Annotated in this window: 24 protein-coding genes; 11 read left to right on the top strand and 13 right to left on the bottom strand. The window is 71.7% G+C overall.

Annotated elements, in window-relative coordinates; genetic code table 11:
* Positions 1–159: 159 nt before the first annotated feature.
* On the top strand, positions 160–465 hold the full coding sequence (locus B7P34_RS29515; RefSeq protein ID WP_030368345.1) for a WhiB family transcriptional regulator: 306 nt from the start codon (positions 160–162) through the stop codon (positions 463–465).
* A gap of 119 nt (positions 466–584) precedes the next feature.
* Here the strand turns inward: B7P34_RS29515 and B7P34_RS29510 are convergent, their stop codons facing one another.
* A complete protein-coding gene (locus tag B7P34_RS29510; RefSeq protein WP_106681250.1) occupies positions 585–1,496 on the bottom strand; it encodes a LysR family transcriptional regulator in 912 nt (303 codons plus the stop codon).
* A gap of 79 nt (positions 1,497–1,575) precedes the next feature.
* Here B7P34_RS29510 and B7P34_RS29505 point away from each other — a divergent pair, with 79 nt between their 5' ends.
* From B7P34_RS29505 to B7P34_RS29495, 3 genes are all read left to right on the top strand, one after another.
* Complete coding sequence (locus B7P34_RS29505; protein ID WP_106681249.1) at positions 1,576–2,250, top strand: MOSC domain-containing protein; 675 nt, start codon at positions 1,576–1,578, stop codon at positions 2,248–2,250.
* Between the two features lie 158 nt (positions 2,251–2,408).
* Positions 2,409–3,182, top strand: a complete 774-nt coding sequence (locus B7P34_RS29500; protein ID WP_106681248.1) for an SDR family NAD(P)-dependent oxidoreductase — start codon at positions 2,409–2,411, stop codon at positions 3,180–3,182.
* A 68-nt stretch (positions 3,183–3,250) separates the two neighbouring features.
* Positions 3,251–3,994 (top strand): ester cyclase, encoded by a 744-nt coding sequence (locus tag B7P34_RS29495; RefSeq protein ID WP_106681247.1) that lies wholly within the window; start codon positions 3,251–3,253, stop codon positions 3,992–3,994.
* Positions 3,995–4,080: 86 nt separating this feature from the next.
* Here B7P34_RS29495 and groL read toward each other — a convergent pair whose 3' ends face one another.
* The 3 genes from groL to B7P34_RS29480 form a co-directional block, all read right to left on the bottom strand.
* Complete coding sequence (gene groL, locus B7P34_RS29490; protein WP_106681246.1) at positions 4,081–5,709, bottom strand: chaperonin GroEL; 1,629 nt, start codon at positions 5,707–5,709, stop codon at positions 4,081–4,083.
* 92 nt (positions 5,710–5,801) lie between these two features.
* Positions 5,802–6,110, bottom strand: coding sequence for a co-chaperone GroES (gene groES, locus B7P34_RS29485; RefSeq protein ID WP_106681245.1), 309 nt, complete (start codon positions 6,108–6,110; stop codon positions 5,802–5,804).
* A 330-nt stretch (positions 6,111–6,440) separates the two neighbouring features.
* The gene (locus tag B7P34_RS29480; protein WP_223268357.1) at positions 6,441–7,322 is read right to left on the bottom strand and encodes a polysaccharide deacetylase family protein; all 882 of its coding nucleotides are present in this window, start codon (positions 7,320–7,322) and stop codon (positions 6,441–6,443) included.
* 98 nt (positions 7,323–7,420) lie between these two features.
* Between B7P34_RS29480 and B7P34_RS29475 the strand changes: the two genes are divergently transcribed.
* The 3 genes from B7P34_RS29475 to B7P34_RS29465 all read left to right on the top strand — a co-directional run bounded on the left by B7P34_RS29475 (position 7,421) and on the right by B7P34_RS29465 (position 9,631).
* Positions 7,421–8,626, top strand: coding sequence for a THUMP-like domain-containing protein (locus B7P34_RS29475; RefSeq protein WP_223268356.1), 1,206 nt, complete (start codon positions 7,421–7,423; stop codon positions 8,624–8,626).
* 83 nt (positions 8,627–8,709) lie between these two features.
* Positions 8,710–9,024, top strand: coding sequence for a hypothetical protein (locus B7P34_RS29470; RefSeq protein ID WP_106681243.1), 315 nt, complete (start codon positions 8,710–8,712; stop codon positions 9,022–9,024).
* Between the two features lie 118 nt (positions 9,025–9,142).
* The gene (locus B7P34_RS29465; RefSeq protein WP_189383154.1) at positions 9,143–9,631 is read left to right on the top strand and encodes a hypothetical protein; all 489 of its coding nucleotides are present in this window, start codon (positions 9,143–9,145) and stop codon (positions 9,629–9,631) included.
* Positions 9,632–9,676: 45 nt separating this feature from the next.
* On the opposite strand, the gene B7P34_RS29460 is transcribed toward B7P34_RS29465, so the two are convergent.
* Both B7P34_RS29460 and B7P34_RS29455 read right to left on the bottom strand, forming a co-directional pair.
* Positions 9,677–10,315, bottom strand: a complete 639-nt coding sequence (locus tag B7P34_RS29460) for a Uma2 family endonuclease (protein WP_353620276.1) — start codon at positions 10,313–10,315, stop codon at positions 9,677–9,679.
* Entirely contained in the window at positions 10,312–11,205 is an 894-nt protein-coding gene (locus tag B7P34_RS29455; RefSeq protein ID WP_106681240.1) for a hypothetical protein, read from the bottom strand. Before B7P34_RS29455 ends, B7P34_RS29460 begins: the two co-directional genes overlap by 4 nt.
* A gap of 644 nt (positions 11,206–11,849) precedes the next feature.
* On the opposite strand from B7P34_RS29455, the gene B7P34_RS29445 reads away from it, so the two are divergent.
* The 3 genes from B7P34_RS29445 (at position 11,850) to B7P34_RS29435 (ending at position 12,926) form a co-directional block, all read left to right on the top strand.
* Positions 11,850–12,068, top strand: a complete 219-nt coding sequence (locus B7P34_RS29445) for a hypothetical protein (RefSeq protein ID WP_106681239.1) — start codon at positions 11,850–11,852, stop codon at positions 12,066–12,068.
* 187 nt (positions 12,069–12,255) lie between these two features.
* Positions 12,256–12,633 (top strand): DUF6247 family protein, encoded by a 378-nt coding sequence (locus B7P34_RS29440; protein WP_106681238.1) that lies wholly within the window; start codon positions 12,256–12,258, stop codon positions 12,631–12,633.
* A complete protein-coding gene (locus tag B7P34_RS29435; protein ID WP_106681237.1) occupies positions 12,630–12,926 on the top strand; it encodes a hypothetical protein in 297 nt (98 codons plus the stop codon). The genes B7P34_RS29440 and B7P34_RS29435 overlap by 4 nt, the downstream gene beginning before the upstream one ends.
* 15 nt (positions 12,927–12,941) lie before the next feature.
* Here B7P34_RS29435 and B7P34_RS29430 read toward each other — a convergent pair whose 3' ends face one another.
* From B7P34_RS29430 to tsaB, 4 genes are all read right to left on the bottom strand, one after another.
* Positions 12,942–13,307 (bottom strand): hypothetical protein, encoded by a 366-nt coding sequence (locus tag B7P34_RS29430; protein WP_106681236.1) that lies wholly within the window; start codon positions 13,305–13,307, stop codon positions 12,942–12,944.
* Between the two features lie 122 nt (positions 13,308–13,429).
* Positions 13,430–14,572: a tRNA (adenosine(37)-N6)-threonylcarbamoyltransferase complex transferase subunit TsaD gene (gene tsaD / locus B7P34_RS29425; RefSeq protein ID WP_106681235.1), complete on the bottom strand. Its 1,143-nt coding sequence runs from the start codon at positions 14,570–14,572 to the stop codon at positions 13,430–13,432.
* Entirely contained in the window at positions 14,556–15,092 is a 537-nt protein-coding gene (rimI, locus tag B7P34_RS29420; protein ID WP_223268355.1) for a ribosomal protein S18-alanine N-acetyltransferase, read from the bottom strand. Before rimI ends, tsaD begins: the two co-directional genes overlap by 17 nt.
* Complete coding sequence (gene tsaB, locus B7P34_RS29415) at positions 15,089–15,757, bottom strand: tRNA (adenosine(37)-N6)-threonylcarbamoyltransferase complex dimerization subunit type 1 TsaB (protein ID WP_106681234.1); 669 nt, start codon at positions 15,755–15,757, stop codon at positions 15,089–15,091. The genes rimI and tsaB overlap by 4 nt, the downstream gene beginning before the upstream one ends.
* Before the next feature lie 251 nt (positions 15,758–16,008).
* Between tsaB and B7P34_RS29410 the strand changes: the two genes are divergently transcribed.
* On the top strand, positions 16,009–16,620 hold the full coding sequence (locus tag B7P34_RS29410; protein ID WP_106681233.1) for a hypothetical protein: 612 nt from the start codon (positions 16,009–16,011) through the stop codon (positions 16,618–16,620).
* Positions 16,621–16,734: 114 nt separating this feature from the next.
* Here B7P34_RS29410 and B7P34_RS29405 read toward each other — a convergent pair whose 3' ends face one another.
* From B7P34_RS29405 to B7P34_RS29395, 3 genes are all read right to left on the bottom strand, one after another.
* Positions 16,735–16,914 (bottom strand): hypothetical protein, encoded by a 180-nt coding sequence (locus B7P34_RS29405; protein ID WP_106681232.1) that lies wholly within the window; start codon positions 16,912–16,914, stop codon positions 16,735–16,737.
* Between the two features lie 143 nt (positions 16,915–17,057).
* Positions 17,058–17,600: a tRNA (adenosine(37)-N6)-threonylcarbamoyltransferase complex ATPase subunit type 1 TsaE gene (tsaE, locus tag B7P34_RS29400; protein WP_106681251.1), complete on the bottom strand. Its 543-nt coding sequence runs from the start codon at positions 17,598–17,600 to the stop codon at positions 17,058–17,060.
* A gap of 132 nt (positions 17,601–17,732) precedes the next feature.
* Positions 17,733–18,920: alpha/beta fold hydrolase (locus B7P34_RS29395; protein ID WP_106681231.1), on the bottom strand; the 1,188-nt coding region annotated here is incomplete at its 5' end.

Here is an 18,920-nt window from a genome sequence, read left to right as displayed (position 1 = left end):
CCCCCGCCACAACCCCGCCCCACCCCCGTCACCACTGCGCTATGCCCCATTTGCCCATGAGGAGCAGTTTTTCTTCCCATTTGCTGGTGTCTATGACTAGATTCGCAATCAGTCATATTTACATCCGCCCGGCAGACCGTTCGCTTCGAGGGGATAGCAATGGCAGATTTCTCCCGGCTTCCCGGTCCCAACGCCGACCTGTGGGACTGGCAGCTCCTGGCAGCCTGCCGCGGGGTCGACAGCTCGCTGTTCTTCCACCCGGAGGGCGAGCGCGGCGCCGCCCGCAGCGCACGCGAGACCTCGGCGAAAGAGGTGTGCATGCGCTGCCCGGTCCGTGCCGAATGCGCGGCGCACGCGCTGGCCGTACGGGAGCCCTACGGCGTGTGGGGCGGCCTCACCGAGGACGAGCGCGAGGAGCTGATGGGCCGCGCGCGACACAGAGCCATCGCCGCGGCCGGCTCGTAAGCCCGGCCGCGGCCACGCACCACGGAGGTAGCGCCTCACGGAGGCAGCGCCCCGCGCCCCGGCGCGCCCGGCCGTCCCGGCGGCGCGCCCTGACGCCCGGCCGCCACGCGGGCGGCGGCTCAGCGCCCCGCCGTGCCCGCCAGCTTGTCCAGCATCGCGTCCACCGCCGGCACCCGCGCCAGGTCCGGCAGCGTCAGGGCGACGATCTCCCGGTGCACGACGGGCTCCACGGGAACCGTCCGCGCCCCCTTGGGACGTACGGACTCCAGCGCCAGCTCCGGCATCACCGCGACGCCCAGCCCCGCGCCGACCAGGCCGAACACCGCCGGGTAGTCGTCGGTCGCGAAGTCGATCCGCGGCGTGAAGCCCGCGCTCTCGCAGACCTCCACCAGATGCCGCCGGCAGCGCGGGCAGCCCGCGATCCACGGCTCCTCGGCCAGGTCGGTGATGCCGATCCGGTCCGCCCCGGCCAGCCGGTGGCCCTCCGGGACGACGCCGATGAGGCGGTCCGTCAGCAGCGGGCGGACGACGAGGTCCTCCCACTCCGCGCCCGCGGCCGGGTCCGCACCGCGGACGTCCGGGTAGCGGAAGGCCAGCGCGATCTCGCACTCCCCGTCGCGCAGCATCTCCACCGAGCGCGGCGGCTCCGCCTCGACCAGGGAGATCTCGGTACCCGGGTGCGCCGCCCGCATCTGCGCGAGCGCGCCCGGCACGAGCGTCGAGCTGCCGCTGGGGAAGGACACGAGCCGCACGCGGCCCGCCCGCAGCCCGGCGATGGCCGCGATCTCCTCCTCGGCCGCGGTCAGCCCGGCCAGGATTCCGGAAGCGTGCCGGACGAGGGCCGTACCGGCCTGGGTGAGGCGCATCTCGCGGCCCGTGCGCACCAGCAGCGGCGTGCCCGTGGACTGCTCCAGCGCCTTCATCTGCTGGCTGACGGCGGGCTGGGTGCAGCCCAGCTCCCGGGCCGCGGCCGAGAACGAACCGGTCAGGGCCACCGCGCGCAGCACCCTCAGATGACGAGCCTCGATCATACGGCGAGCATAAGGCCACCTTGGGGAGGGCGCGAAATAATCAGTGGCATCTTTGAGCACGGCCGGTTACTCTCAGTGCATGCACTTGCTCTCCGTGAACGTGGGCCGCGCCGTTACGGCGGACATCCCGGGCGTGCCCGGCTTCGAGGCCGGCCTGGCCACCGCCATCGACAAGCGACCGGCCCGCGGCCCGGTCGCCGTCGCCGCCCCGGGCCCCAAGGGCACAGGCGGCAGCGGCCTCGCGGGGGACACGATCGTCAGCCTGCGCCACCACGGCGGGGACGACCAGGCGGTGTACGCGTTCGCGCGCGAGGACCTGGACCGCTGGGAGCGGGAGCTCGGCCGCCCCCTGCCCAACGGCTCCTTCGGCGAGAACCTCACCACCAGCGGAGTCGACGTCAACGGCGCGCGCATAGGTGAGCGTTGGCGCGTCGGCCCCGATCTGGTGCTGGAGGTGAGCGCGCCCCGCATCCCGTGCCGCACGTTCGCCGCCTGGCTGGGAGAGGCGGGCTGGCTCAAGCGGTTCACCCAGGAGGCAGCCCCGGGCGCCTACCTTCGGGTGATAGAGCCGGGCGAGATCCGCGCGGGGGATGCGGTCACCGTCGTCCACCGCCCGGACCACGAGGTGACGGTGTCCTTCCTCTTCCGTGCGAACACGGTCGAGCGGAGCCTGCTCCCCCGCGTTCTGGCAGCCGGGGACGCCCTTCACCCCGAGACGCGCAAGAAGGTCCTGGCGTATCAGGCGAGCCTCTGACGGCGCCCCGGGCGGCCGGCCGATGGGGGCCGGCGGCGCCCGGCCGACCGCCCGAAGGGCTCCGTCCGCGGCCCGGTGACCGTCAATCAGCGCCCGACAAGCCGTCAAAACGCCGTGCGGGATCGGCACGGGCGGCCGCCGGGCTCTACCGTGCCGGTATGACGACTGTTTTGATCACAGGGGCGACGGCCGGGATCGGCGCCGCGTTCGCGCGCCGCCTGGCGGGCGACGGGCACGACCTCGTTCTCGTGGCCCGCGACGAGGAGCGGCTCGGCCGGCACGCGACCGAGCTCCACGACCGGCACGGCGTGGAGGTGGAGGTCCTCGCGGCGGACCTCTCCCAGGACGAGGGCATCGAGGCGGTCGAGGCGCGGCTGCGCGACCGCGAGCGCCCGGTGCACCTGCTGGTCAACAACGCCGGGTTCGGCAACAAGGGCAGCTATCTGGAGGTGTCCCTCGCCGACGAGCTCAAGATGCTCAAGGTGCACTGCGAGGCGGTGCTGCGGCTGACGTCCGCGGCGGCCGAGGGGATGCGCGAGCGCAAGCGCGGCGCGGTGATCAACGTGGCGTCGGTGGCCGCGTTCGTGCCGCGCGGCACGTACGGCGCGAGCAAGTCCTGGGTCGTGCAGTTCACCCAGGGCGCCGCGCGCGACCTGGCCGGGAGCGGGGTCCGGCTGATGGCGCTGTGCCCCGGCTTCGTCCGGACGGAGTTCCACCAGCGGGCCGGGATGGGCACGGACAACGTGCCCGGCTGGCTGTGGCTGGACGCCGACAAGGTGGTGACGGCCGCGCTGCGGGACCTGTCGCAGGGCAAGACGCTCTCGGTGCCCGACCCGCGGTACAAGGCCATGACCGGGCTGATGAAGCTGGCACCGCGCAGGGTGGTGTCGCGGGCGTCGTCGACGACGGGTCGCAAGTACGGGCCGAAGTAGGGCACGGCATTCCGCTCTCCCGGGTGATCCCTTCAGGACTAACCTGGACATATCACCCGGGAGGCGCCATGACGTTCGTACAGATCATCGACTGCAGGACGAGCCGGTACGAGGACATGAGCCGGCTGATGGACGACTGGGTCGCCGCGACCGAGGGGAAGCGGACGGCGACTCACGCGCTGGTGGGCAAGGACCGCGCGCAGGACGGCCACTACGTGGAGATCGTGGAGTTCCCGTCCCACGAGGACGCGATGCGCAACTCGAACCTCCCCGAGACCGACCGGATCTTCGCCGAGATGGTCGCCCTCTGCGACGTGCGGCCGTCCTTCACCGACCTCGACGTGGTCCGCGACGACCGGCTCGGCGGCGGAGGGCTCGGTGACGAGGGGCTCAGCGACGAGGGGCTGAACAAGACCACCGCCCGCCGCTTCTTCGAGGACGTGGCCCGGGACGGCGACCTCGGCCTGATGGACGAGCTCTTCGCCACCGGCTACCGCCACCACGACATCGGCAAGGAGGAGCCCACCGTCGTCGGCCTGGAGGCCATGCGCTCCGACGTCGAGAGCTGGAGGAACGCCTTCGACCTCGCGTTCACCCTCCACTCGCAGCTCGCCGGGGACGACGAGGTCGCCACCCGCTGGACCTGGCGCGGCACGCACCAGGGCGACTTCATGGGCCACCAGCCCACCGGGCAGGAAGTGACCATGGAGGGCACCACCACCTTCCGCTTCCAGGACGGGAAGATCGCCGAGGGCTGGTGGATCTACGACATGCTGGGGCTGAAGCGGCAGCTGGAGTCGGGGCCGGTGTGAACCGCAGGCCCGCACGAACGGCCGGAGCCCGGCACCCACCAGGGGTGCCGGGCTCCGGACTGCGGCCGCCCTGCGGCGGCGCGGGGTCAGTGCGAGTGACCGTGGCCGTGACCGTGACCGGCCTCGGCCTCCTCCTCGGCCGGCTTCTCGACGACCAGGGTCTCGGTCGTGAGCAGCAGGGAGGCGATGGAGGCGGCGTTCTCCAGGGCGGAGCGGGTGACCTTGACCGGGTCGATGACGCCGGCCTTCACCAGGTCGCCGTACTCGCCGGTGGCGGCGTTGAAGCCCTGGCCCGCCTCGAGCTCGGCGACCTTGGAGGTGATGACGTAGCCCTCGAGGCCGGCGTTCTCGGCGATCCAGCGCAGCGGCTCGACGGCGGCGCGGCGGACGACCGCGACACCGGTGGCCTCGTCGCCGGTCTTGTCGAGGTTGCCCTCGAGGACCTTGACGGCGTGGACGAGCGCGGAGCCACCCCCGGAGACGATGCCCTCCTCGACCGCGGCGCGGGTCGCGGAGATGGCGTCCTCCAGACGGTGCTTCTTCTCCTTGAGCTCGACCTCGGTGGCCGCACCCACGCGGATGACGCAGACGCCGCCGGCGAGCTTGGCGAGGCGCTCCTGGAGCTTCTCGCGGTCCCAGTCGGAGTCCGTGGCCTCGATCTCGGCCTTGATCTGGGCGACGCGGCCCTGGACGTCGCCGGCGTCGCCGCCGCCGTCCACGATCGTGGTGTCGTCCTTGGTGATGGTCACGCGGCGGGCGGAGCCCAGCACGTCCAGGCCGACCTGGTCGAGCTTGAGGCCGACCTCCTCGGCGACGACGGTGCCGCCGGTGAGGGTGGCCATGTCGCCCAGCATCGCCTTGCGGCGGTCGCCGAAGCCCGGGGCCTTGACGGCCACGGCGTTGAACGTGCCGCGGATCTTGTTGACGACGAGGGTGGAGAGGGCCTCGCCCTCGACGTCCTCGGCGATGATCAGCAGCGGCTTGGAGGAGCCGCCCTGGATGATCTTCTCCAGCAGGGGCAGCAGGTCCTGGATCGAGGAGATCTTGCCCTGGTGGATGAGGATGTACGGGTCCTCGAGGACGGCCTCCATGCGCTCCTGGTCGGTGACCATGTAGGGCGACAGGTAACCCTTGTCGAAGGCCATGCCCTCGGTGAAGTCCAGCTCCAGGCCGAAGGTGTTGGACTCCTCGACGGTGATGACACCGTCCTTGCCGACCTTGTCCATCGCCTCGGCGATGAGCTCGCCGACCTGCTTGTCCTGGGCGGACAGGGCGGCGACGGCGGCGATGTCGGCCTTGTCGTCGATCGGGCGGGCGGTCGCGAGCAGCTCGTCGGAGACGGCCTTGACCGCGGCGTCGATGCCCTTCTTCAGGGCGGCCGGGGAGGCGCCGGCGGCGACGTTGCGCAGACCCTCGCGGACCAGCGCCTGGGCCAGGACGGTCGCGGTGGTGGTGCCGTCACCCGCGATGTCGTTGGTCTTGGTCGCCACCTCCTTGACGAGCTGGGCGCCCAGGTTCTCGTACGGGTCCTCGATCTCGACCTCGCGGGCGATGGTGACGCCGTCGTTGGTGATGGTCGGAGCGCCGAACTTCTTGTCGATGACGACGTTGCGGCCCTTGGGGCCGATCGTCACCTTGACCGTGTCGGCCAGCTTGTTGACACCGCGCTCGAGGGCGCGACGGGCGTCCTCGTCGAACTTCAGGATCTTCGCCATGGCTTGCTTCAAGTCCTCTCAAACGAACCGCGCCCCGGACCCCGGCGTACACACACGGGAACCAGGGCGCAGATCACATCAAACGGGGTGAATTACTTCTCGATGATCGCGAGCACGTCGCGAGCCGAGAGGACGAGGTACTCGTCACCGTTGTACTTCACCTCGGTGCCGCCGTACTTGCTGTAGAGCACGACGTCGCCGACGTTCACGTCGAGCGGAAGACGCTGGCCGTCCTCGAAGCGGCCCGGGCCCACGGCCAGGACGACGCCCTCCTGGGGCTTCTCCTTGGCGGTGTCCGGGATGACCAGGCCAGAGGCCGTGGTCTGCTCGGCGTCGAGCGGCTGGACCACGATGCGGTCCTCGAGCGGCTTGATGGCAACCTTGGAGCTGGCGGTCGTCACGATCCGACCTCCCCCTTCGGAGATTCACGGGGTTATCTGTCTGAGGTGGCGACCAGGAGGATCCGTCGTCGCGGGTGCCGGATTCTGCCCGTCGCTGTGTTTGGCACTCCCGGGTGGAGAGTGCCAACGGAGCCGAGACTATGACGCGGTTAGCACTCGGTCAAGCGGAGTGCCAATTCGCCGTGCGGCGAGCTTGCAGTTCACCCGTGCGGGTACGGGCCTCCGGCACGGGCTCCGGCGTTACGGCGCGCGGATCTTCCCGTTCTTCCCGCGAGGCGCTACCCGCGCACGGCCGTACGTAACCCTCCAGCCGTACGTAACCCTCACCCTCTATACGTAATCCTCCAGGCGGGCCACGGTGAACCCCTGCCGCTCGATGCTGCGCAGCATGTTGGTGACCATCCTGGTCATCGTCGTGCCCTTGAGCTCCGAGGGCCCGCGGAAGTGGGCGAGGACGATGTCGCCGGGGCGCAGCTTGTCGCCCTGCGCGTAGCGCATGTCGTTGATCTGCATCGTCACCTCCCACAGCAGCAGCGCCTTGACCCCGCAGCCGCCGGCCGCGGCGAGGGTGGCGTCGTTGTAGTTGCCGTAGGGCGGACGGAACAGGGGCGGCTTGCCGCCGTACCGCTTCTCCAGCACGTCCTGCTGCCCGCAGATCTCGCGGCGCTGGGCGTCGGCGGAGAGGGTGCGCAGGTTGGGGTGGGAGAGGGTGTGGTTGTTGATGGTGTTGCGGTTCCCCTCGCCGCGCAGCTGCTCGAAGTAGCCGTAGCCGCTGCCCGCGCGGGCGATGTCGTCCGTGAGGAACATCGTGAAGGGCAGCTTGAGGTCCTTGGTCATCTTCACGAACTCCGGGTCCTTCTCCGCACCGTCGTCGAAGGTCAGGAAGACGACCTTGTCGTTGGTGGGCACGCGCCGGATCACCTTGGGGGCGGCTCCCGGCTTCAGCCCGTCGGTCAGCTTGGCGGAGGGCGGGGCCGGGGGCGCGGCGAGGGGCTTGTCGAGGCCCCAGCGGCGGTAGGCGGCGGCGTCGGGGGCGGCCGAGGGCGAGGCCGGGGCCGTCGATTCCGTGCGGGGAGAGGGAGCGCCGGACGCCTGCTTCCCGCCGCTGCCGCCGGACGAACCGGAGCAGCCGCTGAGGAGGACGGCCAGCAGGAGCGTGGTGACGGCGGCGGCGCGGCGGGCGGGTATCGGCCCGGATATACGGGAGCTCACACCTCCGATTGTTGTGCATGCGTTCGAGCCGGGCAGCAGGGGCGGCCCGCCCGCGCCCGTAGCGCCTGCCTGTCAGAGGGCTGGGCGAGAATGACCGGGTGCCAGCACAGAACGAACCGAACGCATCCGCGGCCGTCACCTCCTTCACCGCCCTCCTCACGGAAGAGGGCCGGGGCCTGCTCGCCGACCTGCGCGACCACGACCCCGCCAAGGAGCTGGCCACGGCGACCCGGCTGCGCCGCGACCACCCCGCGGAGCTCGTCTCGGCGGCGCTCGGCATGGCCCGGCTGAGACAGCGGGCGGTGGCGAAGTTCGGGGCGGAGGACGCGTACCGCATGTTCTTCACGCCGAACGGCGTGGAGCAGTCGACGCGCCGCTCCGTGGCGGAGTACCGCGCGGCCCGCTTCGCCGCGCTCGGCATCCGCTCGGTCGCGGACCTGTGCTGCGGCATCGGCGGTGACGCGATCGCGCTGGCCCGGCTGGGCATCCGCGTCCTCGCCGTCGACCGCGACCCGCTGACCTGCGAGGTCGCGCGCGCGAACGCCGAGGCGCTGGGGCTCGCGGAGCTCATCGAGGTGCGCTGCGCCGATGTCGCGGACGTGGACACCTCGGGCTACGACGCGGTCTTCGTCGACCCGGCCCGGCGGGGCGGCCGCGGCCGCATCTTCGACCCGGAGGCGTACTCCCCGCCCCTGTCCTGGGCGATCGAAGCGGCGCGGAAGGCTCCGCACGCGGCGCTCAAGATCGCCCCCGGGGTGCCGCACGAGGCCGTCCCGGACGACGCGGAGGCCGAGTGGATCTCCGACGGGGGCGATGTGAAGGAGGCCGTGCTGTGGTTCGGCACGGCGCCGGGCGCGCGCCGCGCGACGCTGCTCCCGGGCGCGCACTCGTTGGTGGGCGCGGGGCTGCCGGACCCGGCGGTACGACCGGTGGGGCGGTATCTGTACGAGCCGGACGGCGCGGTCATCCGCGCGCACTTGGTGGCTGACGTGGCGGCTCAGCTCGGCGACGGCGGCCTGATCGACGAGACGATCGCGTACGTGACGAGCGACGAGCTGCGGGCCACGGACTACGCGTCCGCGTACGAGATCACGGACGTGCTCCCGTTCAACCTGAAGAAGCTGAAGGCGCTGCTGCGGGAGCGGAAGGTGGGGGTCGTGACCGTGAAGAAGCGCGGCTCGGCGATCGAGCCGGAGGAGCTCCGCAAGAAGCTGAAGCTCGAAGGGGTGAACTCTTGTGTGATCGTACTTACGCGCGTCGACGGTTCCCCCAGCATGCTGCTGGGGCATCCCGCCCGGACTTAACCAGCGGCGCCGCACGGGCGACAGCGAGGCGCCGACCGAGCGGCGGCCGCCGCCCCGGCCGCCGTTGCTCCTACGCTCGCCCCATGACCGAGAACGAGATCAAGCTCAAGGCCATCGCGGCGCTCACCGCCCTGCGCGGCGGTGTCGGGACGGACTACGTCTCCAGCCTGCTCGGCGAGGTCATCCCCGACGAGTTCATGGTGCCGGTCGGCGCGGAGGCGCGCGAGGTCGGACTCGCGGTGCTCAACCAGCTCTCCGACCCCATGAGCGCGCTGATCAGCGGCCTGATGCTGGCCTTCGAGGCGGTCGCGGACGCGTACGACGAGACGGGGCCCGAGGCGCCGACGGAGGAGATCCTGCAGACCCTCGCGCTCGAACTCGCACGCGAATCCGGCTGAGGTCGGCGACCAGTCGGGCATCGGTCGGCGACCAGTCGTATTTCCTGCCAATCCGGCGTTATGGCGGCCGGTTCGGCGCTAGCGTGCGTCGCGTCCGGGCACGGGACACGTTGGCTACGTGGCTACGGGGGCGAGCAAAATGCTGAGCGAGGCACTGGTGGCGGTGGCCGCCGCGGGCGGCAGCGCGGTCGTACAAGCCGCAGGTACAGACGCGTGGACCGGGCTGCGGGAGCGGGTCGCGCGGTGGTTCGGCCGCGGCGACGAGGCGCGCGAACGCGTGGAGTTGGAGCGGCTCGACCGCACGGCGGGTGTGCTGGCGGCTGCGGATTCCGGCCCCGGTTCCGTTCGCGGTTCCAGCGATGCCGCGCGGGTACGGGACCGCCAGGAGGGCGCCTGGCAGAGCCGCTTCGAATCGCTGCTGGAAGGGCTTCCGGAGGAAGAGCAGGAGCTGGTGGCGGAGGAACTCCGGGCTCTGGTGAAGGAGTACGCGGCGCCGGCGTCTTCGGAGGCCCAGGTGTCGGGGAACGTCTTCCGCGGGCCTACGGCGTTCCAGGTGGGTGACGGGGGTGACGGCAACCAGCAGGACAACAGGTTCGGGGTGGAGTGACGGCGCGGCCCGGCGCCCCGGTGATGCGGGGGCGCCGGGCTCAGTTCAGTGGGCGTAGTCCTTCAGCGTCTCGGTGTCCAGGGTGACGCCGACCGGGTCGGGCAGCTTGACGGTGTCGCCGTACGGGTGGGAAGCCCGGTTCAGATACTTGCCGTTCCTCGGGTCGCTGTAGACGGTGACCATGCACTCATCGCGGTCGATGAGGAGATAGACGGGAATGCCGGCGGCGGCGTATCCGTCGCGCTTCTCCCTCCGGTCGCGGAGATCCGTGTCCACGTCATGCGACGTCACTTCGACCGTCATGAGAGCCCCGTCGGGTTCGGACCACTCACCGCGCCCCGCGAAGTGTCCGCGAGGAGTGAGCACGCCATCAGGGCGAGCTCGACCCCGCCGGTACGTTTCGACCTTCAGTCCCTGCTCCGGGTACAGCCGGAGGTCGGGGCGCTGCTTCATGCACTGCTCCAGGAGCCACATGATGATCTCTCCGTGGTCACCGTCCGGCACCGGCTTGACCTCTAGCTTCCCGTTGATGAATTCCAGCGTCACGGTTTCCGGCGCCGAACGGGCGAGCTGCTCGAAGTCCTCGACGAGCATCTGCGACCGGTGCGCGGGCGTGGGGGTCATGGCGTCGCCTCCTCCCCTCCATGGTGCCTCTATGAGGCGGGGCAATTCCTGAACGCTCACGTTGTGCTCCTTTCGGGGGTTCGGATGGACGCTCGGATGGTGGCGGCCCGGCGGTGGATCTCCTGCGGCGGGATGGCGTACGTGGTGGGCGACTTCGGTTCGCCGCGGCAGTCACGGCAGAGGCCGCCCGGAAGGGCCTCCGGGCGGCCCGGAAGGCGGCAGACCGTGCACTCCAGGATGCGGAGGGTCCGCCCCGGCGGCGGCTGCGTCGGCCGCTCCGGCGGGAGCTTGTCCTGCAGGCGACGGCGCGCCAGAGCCGCCCCATGGTGGACCTCCGGCGGCAGGCCGGCGGTGAGTTCGCGCGCGAGGCCCGCCGGGGTCGAGCCCCTGGCCAGCCACTCCTCTGCGAGGGGCTCCAGCGCGGCGCAGTCCTTGGCGGACAGCGTCATGCGCGGGTCCATGCGGCCGGCCAGCGCGAGCGCCTCGTACGCCTGCGAGCGGGGCGGCTTTGCTGCCGGTTGCGGCGGCGACTGCGGTTGAACGGGCGGCTTGGGCACGTTGCCCGCGTGGAGATCCGCCCACCAGGCGTCGTCCCGCGCGGTGCGGGAGAAGTACGTACGCGTCACCCAGTGCGTGCTGCCGCCGTCATCCTTGATCCGCTCCCTCACCCTGCGGAGGTGGCCTGCGGCCGACAGGCGCCGGAGCGCGGTGAGGCATGCCGCCTGGCCGTACGAGGGGAGGTGAGCCGCAAGGGTTTTCGCATCCATGGCGGCGCCCTCGGGCAGGCGGTCGATGAATGCGGCGATCGACGCCTCGCGGGGCGGGAGGTGCGTGAAGTCTTTTGCGGTGCGGCGGTGCTGGTCCGGGGCGGATCGCTTGCCGTAGCCGGGCTTGGCCTGAGGGTGGGCGGATACGGCGCGCACGTCGGCGCTAGAGTTGGCCTCAGCCATGGGATCGAGGTCCTGTCGATCTTGGTGGTCAGGCCCCGGTCTGGTGTTGGCGCACCTGCCGGGGCTGATTTGTTGCTGCGAACGCTAGAGGTCCGTGACCATTCGTCGCAACCCGGTCGCCGAAAGTGAACTCGTGTGGTATGCGGGGTAGTTAGCCCCTCCCTCGCGCGATGCGCGCGGAGGGAGGGCGGGTGGGTTATTTCCCCACCCATTCCACAGAAAGAGCGCTCGGGACTCGGATCCCGGATCCCGAAGCGCGGTCAGCTCGCCGCGTGGCCCCGCGAGCGCCGATGTCCAACGCGCTGCTTACCAACTTCCAGCAAGTGCATGAGCCGGCACTTGCGAGCCTCAAGGCCACAGACGGCTTGCCTGGTTTGCTTTGGCGGCCATCCGCACCGCTACCCGCTCTTCGATAGAAACCGCTCCGTGGGCCGCCGCCCCTGTTCCATCGATCTCACGGTCTCGAACTCATAGTTGGCCTCTCGCGCCAACTCCTGGTTTCCGCAAAGTCGCCAGGTCATCGGCGGTTGAGAGCCCATACTCGCCACCGCGCCCCACTCTCCAGTGAAGATCAACGGTACCCACGCGCCTCGTACCACGAAGGTTTCTCCCGAGGCCAACGACGGGCCATAACCCTAGGTAGCGTGAACAAGGAAATTCCGCCTCTCGGGGCGTACGTCATCGACACGCGGACCGATGAGGTCGGTCAAGTCATCACGTCCGCAGACGACTTGCTGCGCCTGCGCCCGCCCGGCGGGGGCGCCGCATGGGACTGCCCGGTCGAGGCGACCGAGGTGACGACCCTCCGCGTCTACCTGCGTCTCCGCGTCATCGAGGCGAACCGCGCGCGGAGGCTCGTGTGAGCACCGCCGTCGCGGAGCCGAGCCGCGCCACAGGTACCGGCACCCCGGAGGCCGAGCTCCGGTGATCAGCAGCAGTTTTCCCGCCGCCCCCTCTAAGCTTGAGGTGCTCCACTCAGCACACCGCAGCGCCGGTGCCACCGGGGACCGTCAGCGGTGCGGCCGACGCGACCCAGGAGAGTGCTGCCTCATGAGCACCGCTGCATCCGAAAGGCCTGACGGGCCGCTCATCCCTCAGCCTGCCAACAATCCGGAAGATCTCCGGGCCGCCATCGCCCAGATCATGCCGAAGGCCTTGGCAAAGTTCGACGCCGATCGCTCCGCGGCGCTGCAGGAGGCCCGCCGTACCGGTAACGCCGGACCGATGCGCCAGCTGGTCAGCCTGTGGGCCGTGCACGTGGCCATCGAACGGTTCCCTGATCGCGCCGCCAGGCTTCGCGAACTCGAAGACATTGCCGAATCGACCGAATCCCTTGATGAAGCGCGGGCCGCCGCTGCCGAGATCGGCCGCATCCTCGATCAGGCGTCCGACGATGCCGGGATCTCCCATGGGTCGGCCGCCCGGTGAACGATACGCAACACGAGCGATGGGTCTGGGAGTACGACCCGGACCGCGAGAATGTCGTCGGGGGCTTACCCGGGGCGGTTGTCGCCCAGGTCGAGAAGATCGCGGATGACCTGGTCTCACTGTGCAATATGGGGATCGACGTGACCGAACTCGGGGAGGGCGGGCCGCGCGGCCGCCCCGGCGGGGTACGCCGTATGCAGCTATCTCCCGACGGCTGGGTGCAGGTACTGCCGGCTCCCCGTCTCAGGATGCTCGCGGTTGTCCAGGTCACTCCGCCGTTCCAGCACCTCTGAACAGCCGTCGCGTCCTCACGCCAGGTCCGTCAGGTCCTCCGCGTAGAACGTCGTCAGCGGCTGCGGGCCCACGTACTGCTGGCAGTTGCACTGCCTCAGCTCGTACGCCGTCGGCTTCTTCTCCGCGTCCCAGGCGACCGGGGTCTCCACCGACTCGTGGCACTTGCCCTGCTTGTCGTGCTTGGCCAGGTGGTGTGTGCAGCCGCATATGGGCTGGGGCGGCTTGGCGGCGGCCTCCAGGGCCGCGCGCTCGGCGCGCTCCGTCTCCAAGAGCTCCAGCTTGCGCTCGTGGCGGGTACGGAAAGCCGTACGGGCGGTGTCGGCGACCTTGGTGAAGCCGCCCACGCCGAAGAAGATCAGCACCCACCAGAGCCAATCCATGTCCGGCTCCTCCCCGCCACGCCGTCCGGAGCTCCAGGGTAAGTCAGACAGCGGCAGCCCCCTAGGCGCCGACCGCCGCCGGAGGGGCCGTCAGGCCCCACACGCAGGGGGCGGCGGCAGCTTCACGACTCGTACAGGTTCTTCTTGCTCAGCTCGTGGACGTGGTCGTGATCGTGGGCATGGCCATGGCCCTCATGCGAATGAGCGTGCTCCTCCGCCGGCACATGCGTCTCCGTCACCGGCAGCGAGCTGTCCGCCGACAGCTCCCACGACGACGCCGCACGCCCCCGCGCCACCATCTCCGCTCCCAGCGCCGCCACCATCGCGCCGTTGTCCGTGCACAGCTTCGGCCGCGGCACGCGCAGCGTGATGCCCGCGTCCTCGCAGCGGCGCTGGGCCATCGCCCGCAGGCGCGTGTTCGCCGCGACGCCGCCGCCGATCATCAGGTGGTCGACGCCCTCGTCCTTGCACGCGCGGACGGCCTTGCGCGTGAGGACGTCCACGACGGCCTCCTGGAACGACGCGGCGACGTCCGCGACCGGCACGTCCTCGCCCGCCGCCCGCTTGGCCTCTATCCAGCGGGCCACGGCCGTCTTCAGACCGGAGAACGAGAAGTCGTAGATCGGGTCGCGGGAGCCGGTGAGGCCGCGCGGGAAGCGGATGGCGTCCGGGTTGCCCTCGCGGGCGTAGCGGTCGATGACCGGGCCGCCGGGGAAGCCGAGGTTCAGGACGCGGGCGACCTTGTCGAAGGCCTCGCCGGCCGCGTCGTCGATGGTCGAGCCGAGCGGGCGGACGTCGGAGGTGATGTCGGGGGCGAGCAGCAGGGAGGAGTGGCCGCCGCTGACCAGCAGGGCCATCGTCGGCTCCGGCAGCGGGCCGTGCTCCAGCTGGTCGACGCAGATGTGGGAGGCCAGGTGGTTCACTCCGTAGAGCGGCTTGCCCAGCGCGTACGCGTACGCCTTCGCCGCCGAGACGCCGACGAGCAGCGCGCCCGCGAGCCCCGGGCCCGCCGTGACCGCGATGCCGTCGAGGTCCTTCGCGGAGACGCCGGCCTCGTCCAGCGCGCGCTGGATCGTCGGGACCATCGCCTCCAGGTGGGCGCGGCTGGCCACCTCGGGGACGACGCCGCCGAAGCGCGCGTGCTCGTCGACGCTGGAGGCGACCGCGTCGGCGAGCAGCGTGTGCCCGCGGACGATGCCGACGCCGGTCTCGTCGCACGAGGTCTCGATGCCGAGGACGAGGGGTTCGTCAGCCTTGCGAGCCATGGGTCATTCCTTGCACTGCGGAGAGGGGATCGGAGAGGCGCATCACGAGGGCGTCGACGTTGCCGGGCTGGTAGTAGCCGCGGCGCACGCCGACCCCTTCGAAGCCGAAGCGTTCGTACAGGCGCTGGGCCCGGGTGTTGTCGACCCGCACTTCGAGGAGCACCTCGCGGCATTCGAAGTCGGTCGCGGCGGTCAGGAGCTCGCGCAGGAGCCGGGAGCCGAGGCCGGTGCTCCAGTGCTCCTGGGCGACGGCGATGGTCTGGACGTCGCCGGTGCCGTCGATGGCGGCCAGGCCGGCGTAGCCGACGACGCGGCCGCCCTCGTCACCGGAAGCTTCTTCACTGGAAGCCTCTTCGGCGACCACGTAGCGGCGGTTCGCGCCCGGGCCGCGCGCGTGCGCCAGCTCCGACCAGAACAGCCCCTTGGACCAGGCGTCGTCCGGGAACAGCGCGCGCTCCAGCTCCAGCACCGGCCCGATGTCCCACCAGCGCATCTCGCGGACACGCACGTTCGTGGTCACTTGGGGGTGACCACCTTGTAGTTGGCGGGCACCTGGGCGTCGGGGCGGCGCAGGTAGAGCGGCTGGTCCGGCAGGAACTCGCCGCCCGTGCGCAGCCGCTCCGCGGCGAGGGAGGCGAGGGCTCCGGCCGACTGGTGCTCGGGCATGTCGGCCCGTACGTCCGTGAAGGCGTCGGGGTAGAGCACGGCGCCCGCGCCGACCACCGTCAGGCCGGCCAGCTTCTCGGTGAGGTCCGCCGGGCGGTCCACCGACGGCTCGGTGACGCGGGTACGGGCGTCCGCGTACCGCGCCCAGTAGACCTCCTTGCGGCGGGCGTCCGTCGCCACGACGAACTCGCCCTCCAGACCCGCCTGGCCCGCCGCGTACGCGATGCCGTCGAGCGAGCACAGGCCGCGGACGGGCACGCCGAGCGCGGCGCCGAAGGTGGCGGCGGTGACGATGCCGACCCGCAGGCCGGTGTACGGGCCGGGGCCGACGCCCACCACGATGTCCGTGACGGCGTCCAGCTTGTGGCCCGCTTCGCGGAGCACCCGGTCTACGGAGGGAAGCAGCAGCTCACCGTGCCTGCGCGCGTCGATCTGACGCGCTTCGGCGACGACTTTGTCGCCGTCGTGGAGGGCTACGGTGACGGCGGGCGTGGCGGTATCAAGAGCGAGCAGCAGCACACTGACAGCCTACGGCGCGCGGCACGCGGCTCGCCGGGGGGCGGCGGTGCGGCGTGCCCGTGCGGGCGGCTCCGGCGGCGCGCTGCGCGGGCGGCCCGGGCGGCGTGGCGCGAGCGCCGCTTCGGCGGCGCGGAGCGGGTGGCCGCGGGTGCTACGGTCACCGCAACGCCGTATGCGTATGTACGCACGAAGAGATACGTGCGCAAGATACGTACGCGGGAACGTACGCAGGAAGAGAAGGGTTCGCAGCCGTGGCACGCAGCAGCTCGGGGGTCATCGTGGCCGCGCTCACCGCGGCGGCCCTCGCGGGGGTCGGTTTCCTCGCCTTCCAGGCCGAGGCCGCGCCCGACAAGCCGCAGGCCTCGCACGCGAGCGCCTCCGGCGAGGCCAAGGACAAGGGCAAGGACGGCGCGCCCGGCGACGGCGGCTCCGGCGACGGCTCCGGCAAGGACGGCGGCCAGGGACAGGAGAAGGCCGTCCCCGCCGTTCCCGCGGGCTCCGGCACGGGCCAGCGGGTCGTCTACGCGCTCGGGCAGAAGCGGGTCTGGCTGGTCGGCGCGGACGGCAAGGCCACCCACAGCTTCGAGGTCGCGCCCAGCACGGTGAACCCGCAGCCCGGCCCCTACAAGGTGACCTCCCGGGACGCCACGGGCACGGGCTCCGACGGCAAGGCCATCGAGCACGTGGTGCGCTTCCACCAGAACGCCGCGGGCATCGTCTTCGGCTTCAGCGCGGCGGTGGACGGGTCGCTGCCGGATCCCGCGTCGACCAAGAAGACGGGTGCCGTGCGGGAGAGTCCTGCGGACGGGCGGGCGATGTGGGACTTCGCCGTCAACGGCACGAAGGTTGTTGTGGTCGCTTAGGGGTTTCCCCTGCGCGGCCCGTTCCGGGGCTGCGCCCCGGACCCCCTTGTCCGCGCTGACGCGCGTCGTCCTCAATCGCCGGACGGGCTGAGATTCAACCGGGCAGGCTGAGATTCAGGCGGCGTCCTGCTCGCCGTCTCCCTGCGTCTCCGGTGACCGTGGCGGTTTCGACACCGCGTCCGCCGCCGCGCAGGAGGCCAGCAGATCTCGCATCGACGTGGGGACCGGGATCGACGGAGGCCGTTCCTCCGAGCGGAGCTCGGTCGGCGGCTGCGGCTGCTCTGGTGCCGGCATGGTGCCTCCTGGGGGGCAGCTGGGCAAGGTTAGGTAGACCTAACCGTGTCTCTGCCTACCATGTGACCACGCCCGCAGCCGCCGATGCAACATCTTGCCGACGGCTTGTCGGAACGTACAGCGGCGTGCGGCAGCGCGCGCCCTCAGCCGAGCGGCGACAGGTCCACGCCCGCCCAGCGCGCACCCACACCCGTCACCCGCACGGTCCGGACGTCGTCCGTGTCCTCCGCCGCGTGGGCCACGTCCGCCGCGTCCGCGGCGCTCGCGCCGACCGCCCGGTGGATGACGACGTGCAGCCGGTCGTCGGAGAGCTCCTCGACCTTGCCGTCGCCCCACTCCACGACGATCACGGACTCGGGGAGGGAGACGTCGAGGTCCAGGTCCTCCATCTCGTCCAGGCCGCCGGAGAGCCGGTACGCGTCGACGTGGACGAGGGCCGGGCCGCCGGAGAGGTGCGGGTGGACGCGGGCGATGACGAACGTCGGGGAGGTGACCGCGCCGCGGACGCCGAGGCCCTCGCCCAGGCCGCGGGTCAGCGTCGTCTTGCCCGCGCCGAGCTCGCCCGTGAGCAGCACCAGGTCGCCGGGGCGCAGCAGGCCGGCCAGCCGGCGGCCCAGGTCCCGCATGGCGTCGGCGGTGCCGACCGTGAGCTCTGCGCCGGTCTCGGCAGGCGTCTCGGCAGGCATCGGGGTCTCCGGGGCGGCGGCGGTCGTCTCAGGCTGGGCGCTCATATCCGCCGATGGTACGGGGCCGGGCCGCCCCGGCGCGTAAGCCCGTATGCGAACCGGCGCGTATGCCCGTACGCGCACCGGCGCGTTTCAGGCGCGGCCGCGCGCCCCCGCCGCCGCGCGCTGCCCGCGGTCCAGCGCCCCGCCCTCCGCCGCCGCGGCGAGCAGGTCGCCCAGCTGGGCGATGACGACCTCGGGCCGCTCCAGCATCACCAGGTGGCCGGTGTCCTCCAGGAGGACGAGCCGCGCGTCGGGCAGGGCCTCGGCGATGGCCTCGCTGTGCCGGCTCGGCGTGAGCAGGTCCTTGTCGCCGGCCACGACGACCACCGGCAGGTCCTCGAAGGCGCACAGCGCCTCGCGCTTCTCGTGCTCGGCGAAGACCGGGTAGAACGCGGCGACGACGTCGACCGGCGTGGCCTCGATCAGCCGCTCCGAGAACCGCACGACCGCCGGGTCCACGTCCTTCGACCCGAAGGAGTACCAGCGGAGCACGCCCGCGAACAGGTCGGCGGTGGCCCGGCGGCCCTTCTCGACCAGCTCGGGCCGGGCCGTCATCAGCTTGAAGGCGCCCGGCAGGACGAGCCGCCGCACCAGGCTCATCCCGGCGGCCGGCAGCCCGTACGTGTTCTCCGCGAGCCCGCCCGAGGACGTGCCGAGGAAGGCCGTGCCGACGACGCGCTCGGCGATCAGGCCGGGGTGCTGGGCGGCCAGCGCCATCGTCGTCATGCCGCCCATCGAGTGCCCCACGAGCACCAGCGGCCCCTCGGGGGCGGCGGCGTCGATGACGGCCCTGAGGTCGCGGCCGAAGAGGTCGATGGAGACCGCTTCCGTACGGCTGCGCTCAGAGCGGCCGTGGCTGCGCTGGTCCCAGAAGACCGCGCGGACGCCGGCGGCGCGCAGGGCGGCGCGCTGGAAGTGCCAGGAGTCCTGGCTGAGGCAGTAGCCGTGGCTGAAGACGACCGTGAGGGGCGGGGCGGCGGGCGCGCGCCGGATGCCGAAGAGCCGCCGTGAGGCGGGTGCCTGCGCCTCCCCGTCCGACCCTCCCGGCCCTCCCGGCTCGTCCACCTCGTAGTACAGCCGGGTGCCGTCCTCCGCGAGCAACGTGCCCGGCGTCCCCCGCAGCGTCCCGTACGGGCCCGCCGCGTCCAGGGCCAGCCGGGCCTTGCGGCGCATGCCGCGCCCGACCGTCAGCCGTTCGACCGCCACGCCGACCGCGGCTCCCGCGGCCAGGACGCCCAGTGCCGCGCCCGCGACCCCCGCGCCGCGCCGCCAGCCACC

It is taken from the genome of Streptosporangium nondiastaticum (assembly GCF_003011965.1).
In the GTDB taxonomy this organism is placed as follows: Bacteria; Actinomycetota; Actinomycetes; order Streptomycetales; family Streptomycetaceae; genus Streptomyces; species Streptomyces nondiastaticus.
Note: the sequence above shows the minus strand (reverse complement) of the source record. Positions and strands in the feature narration are given on the sequence as shown.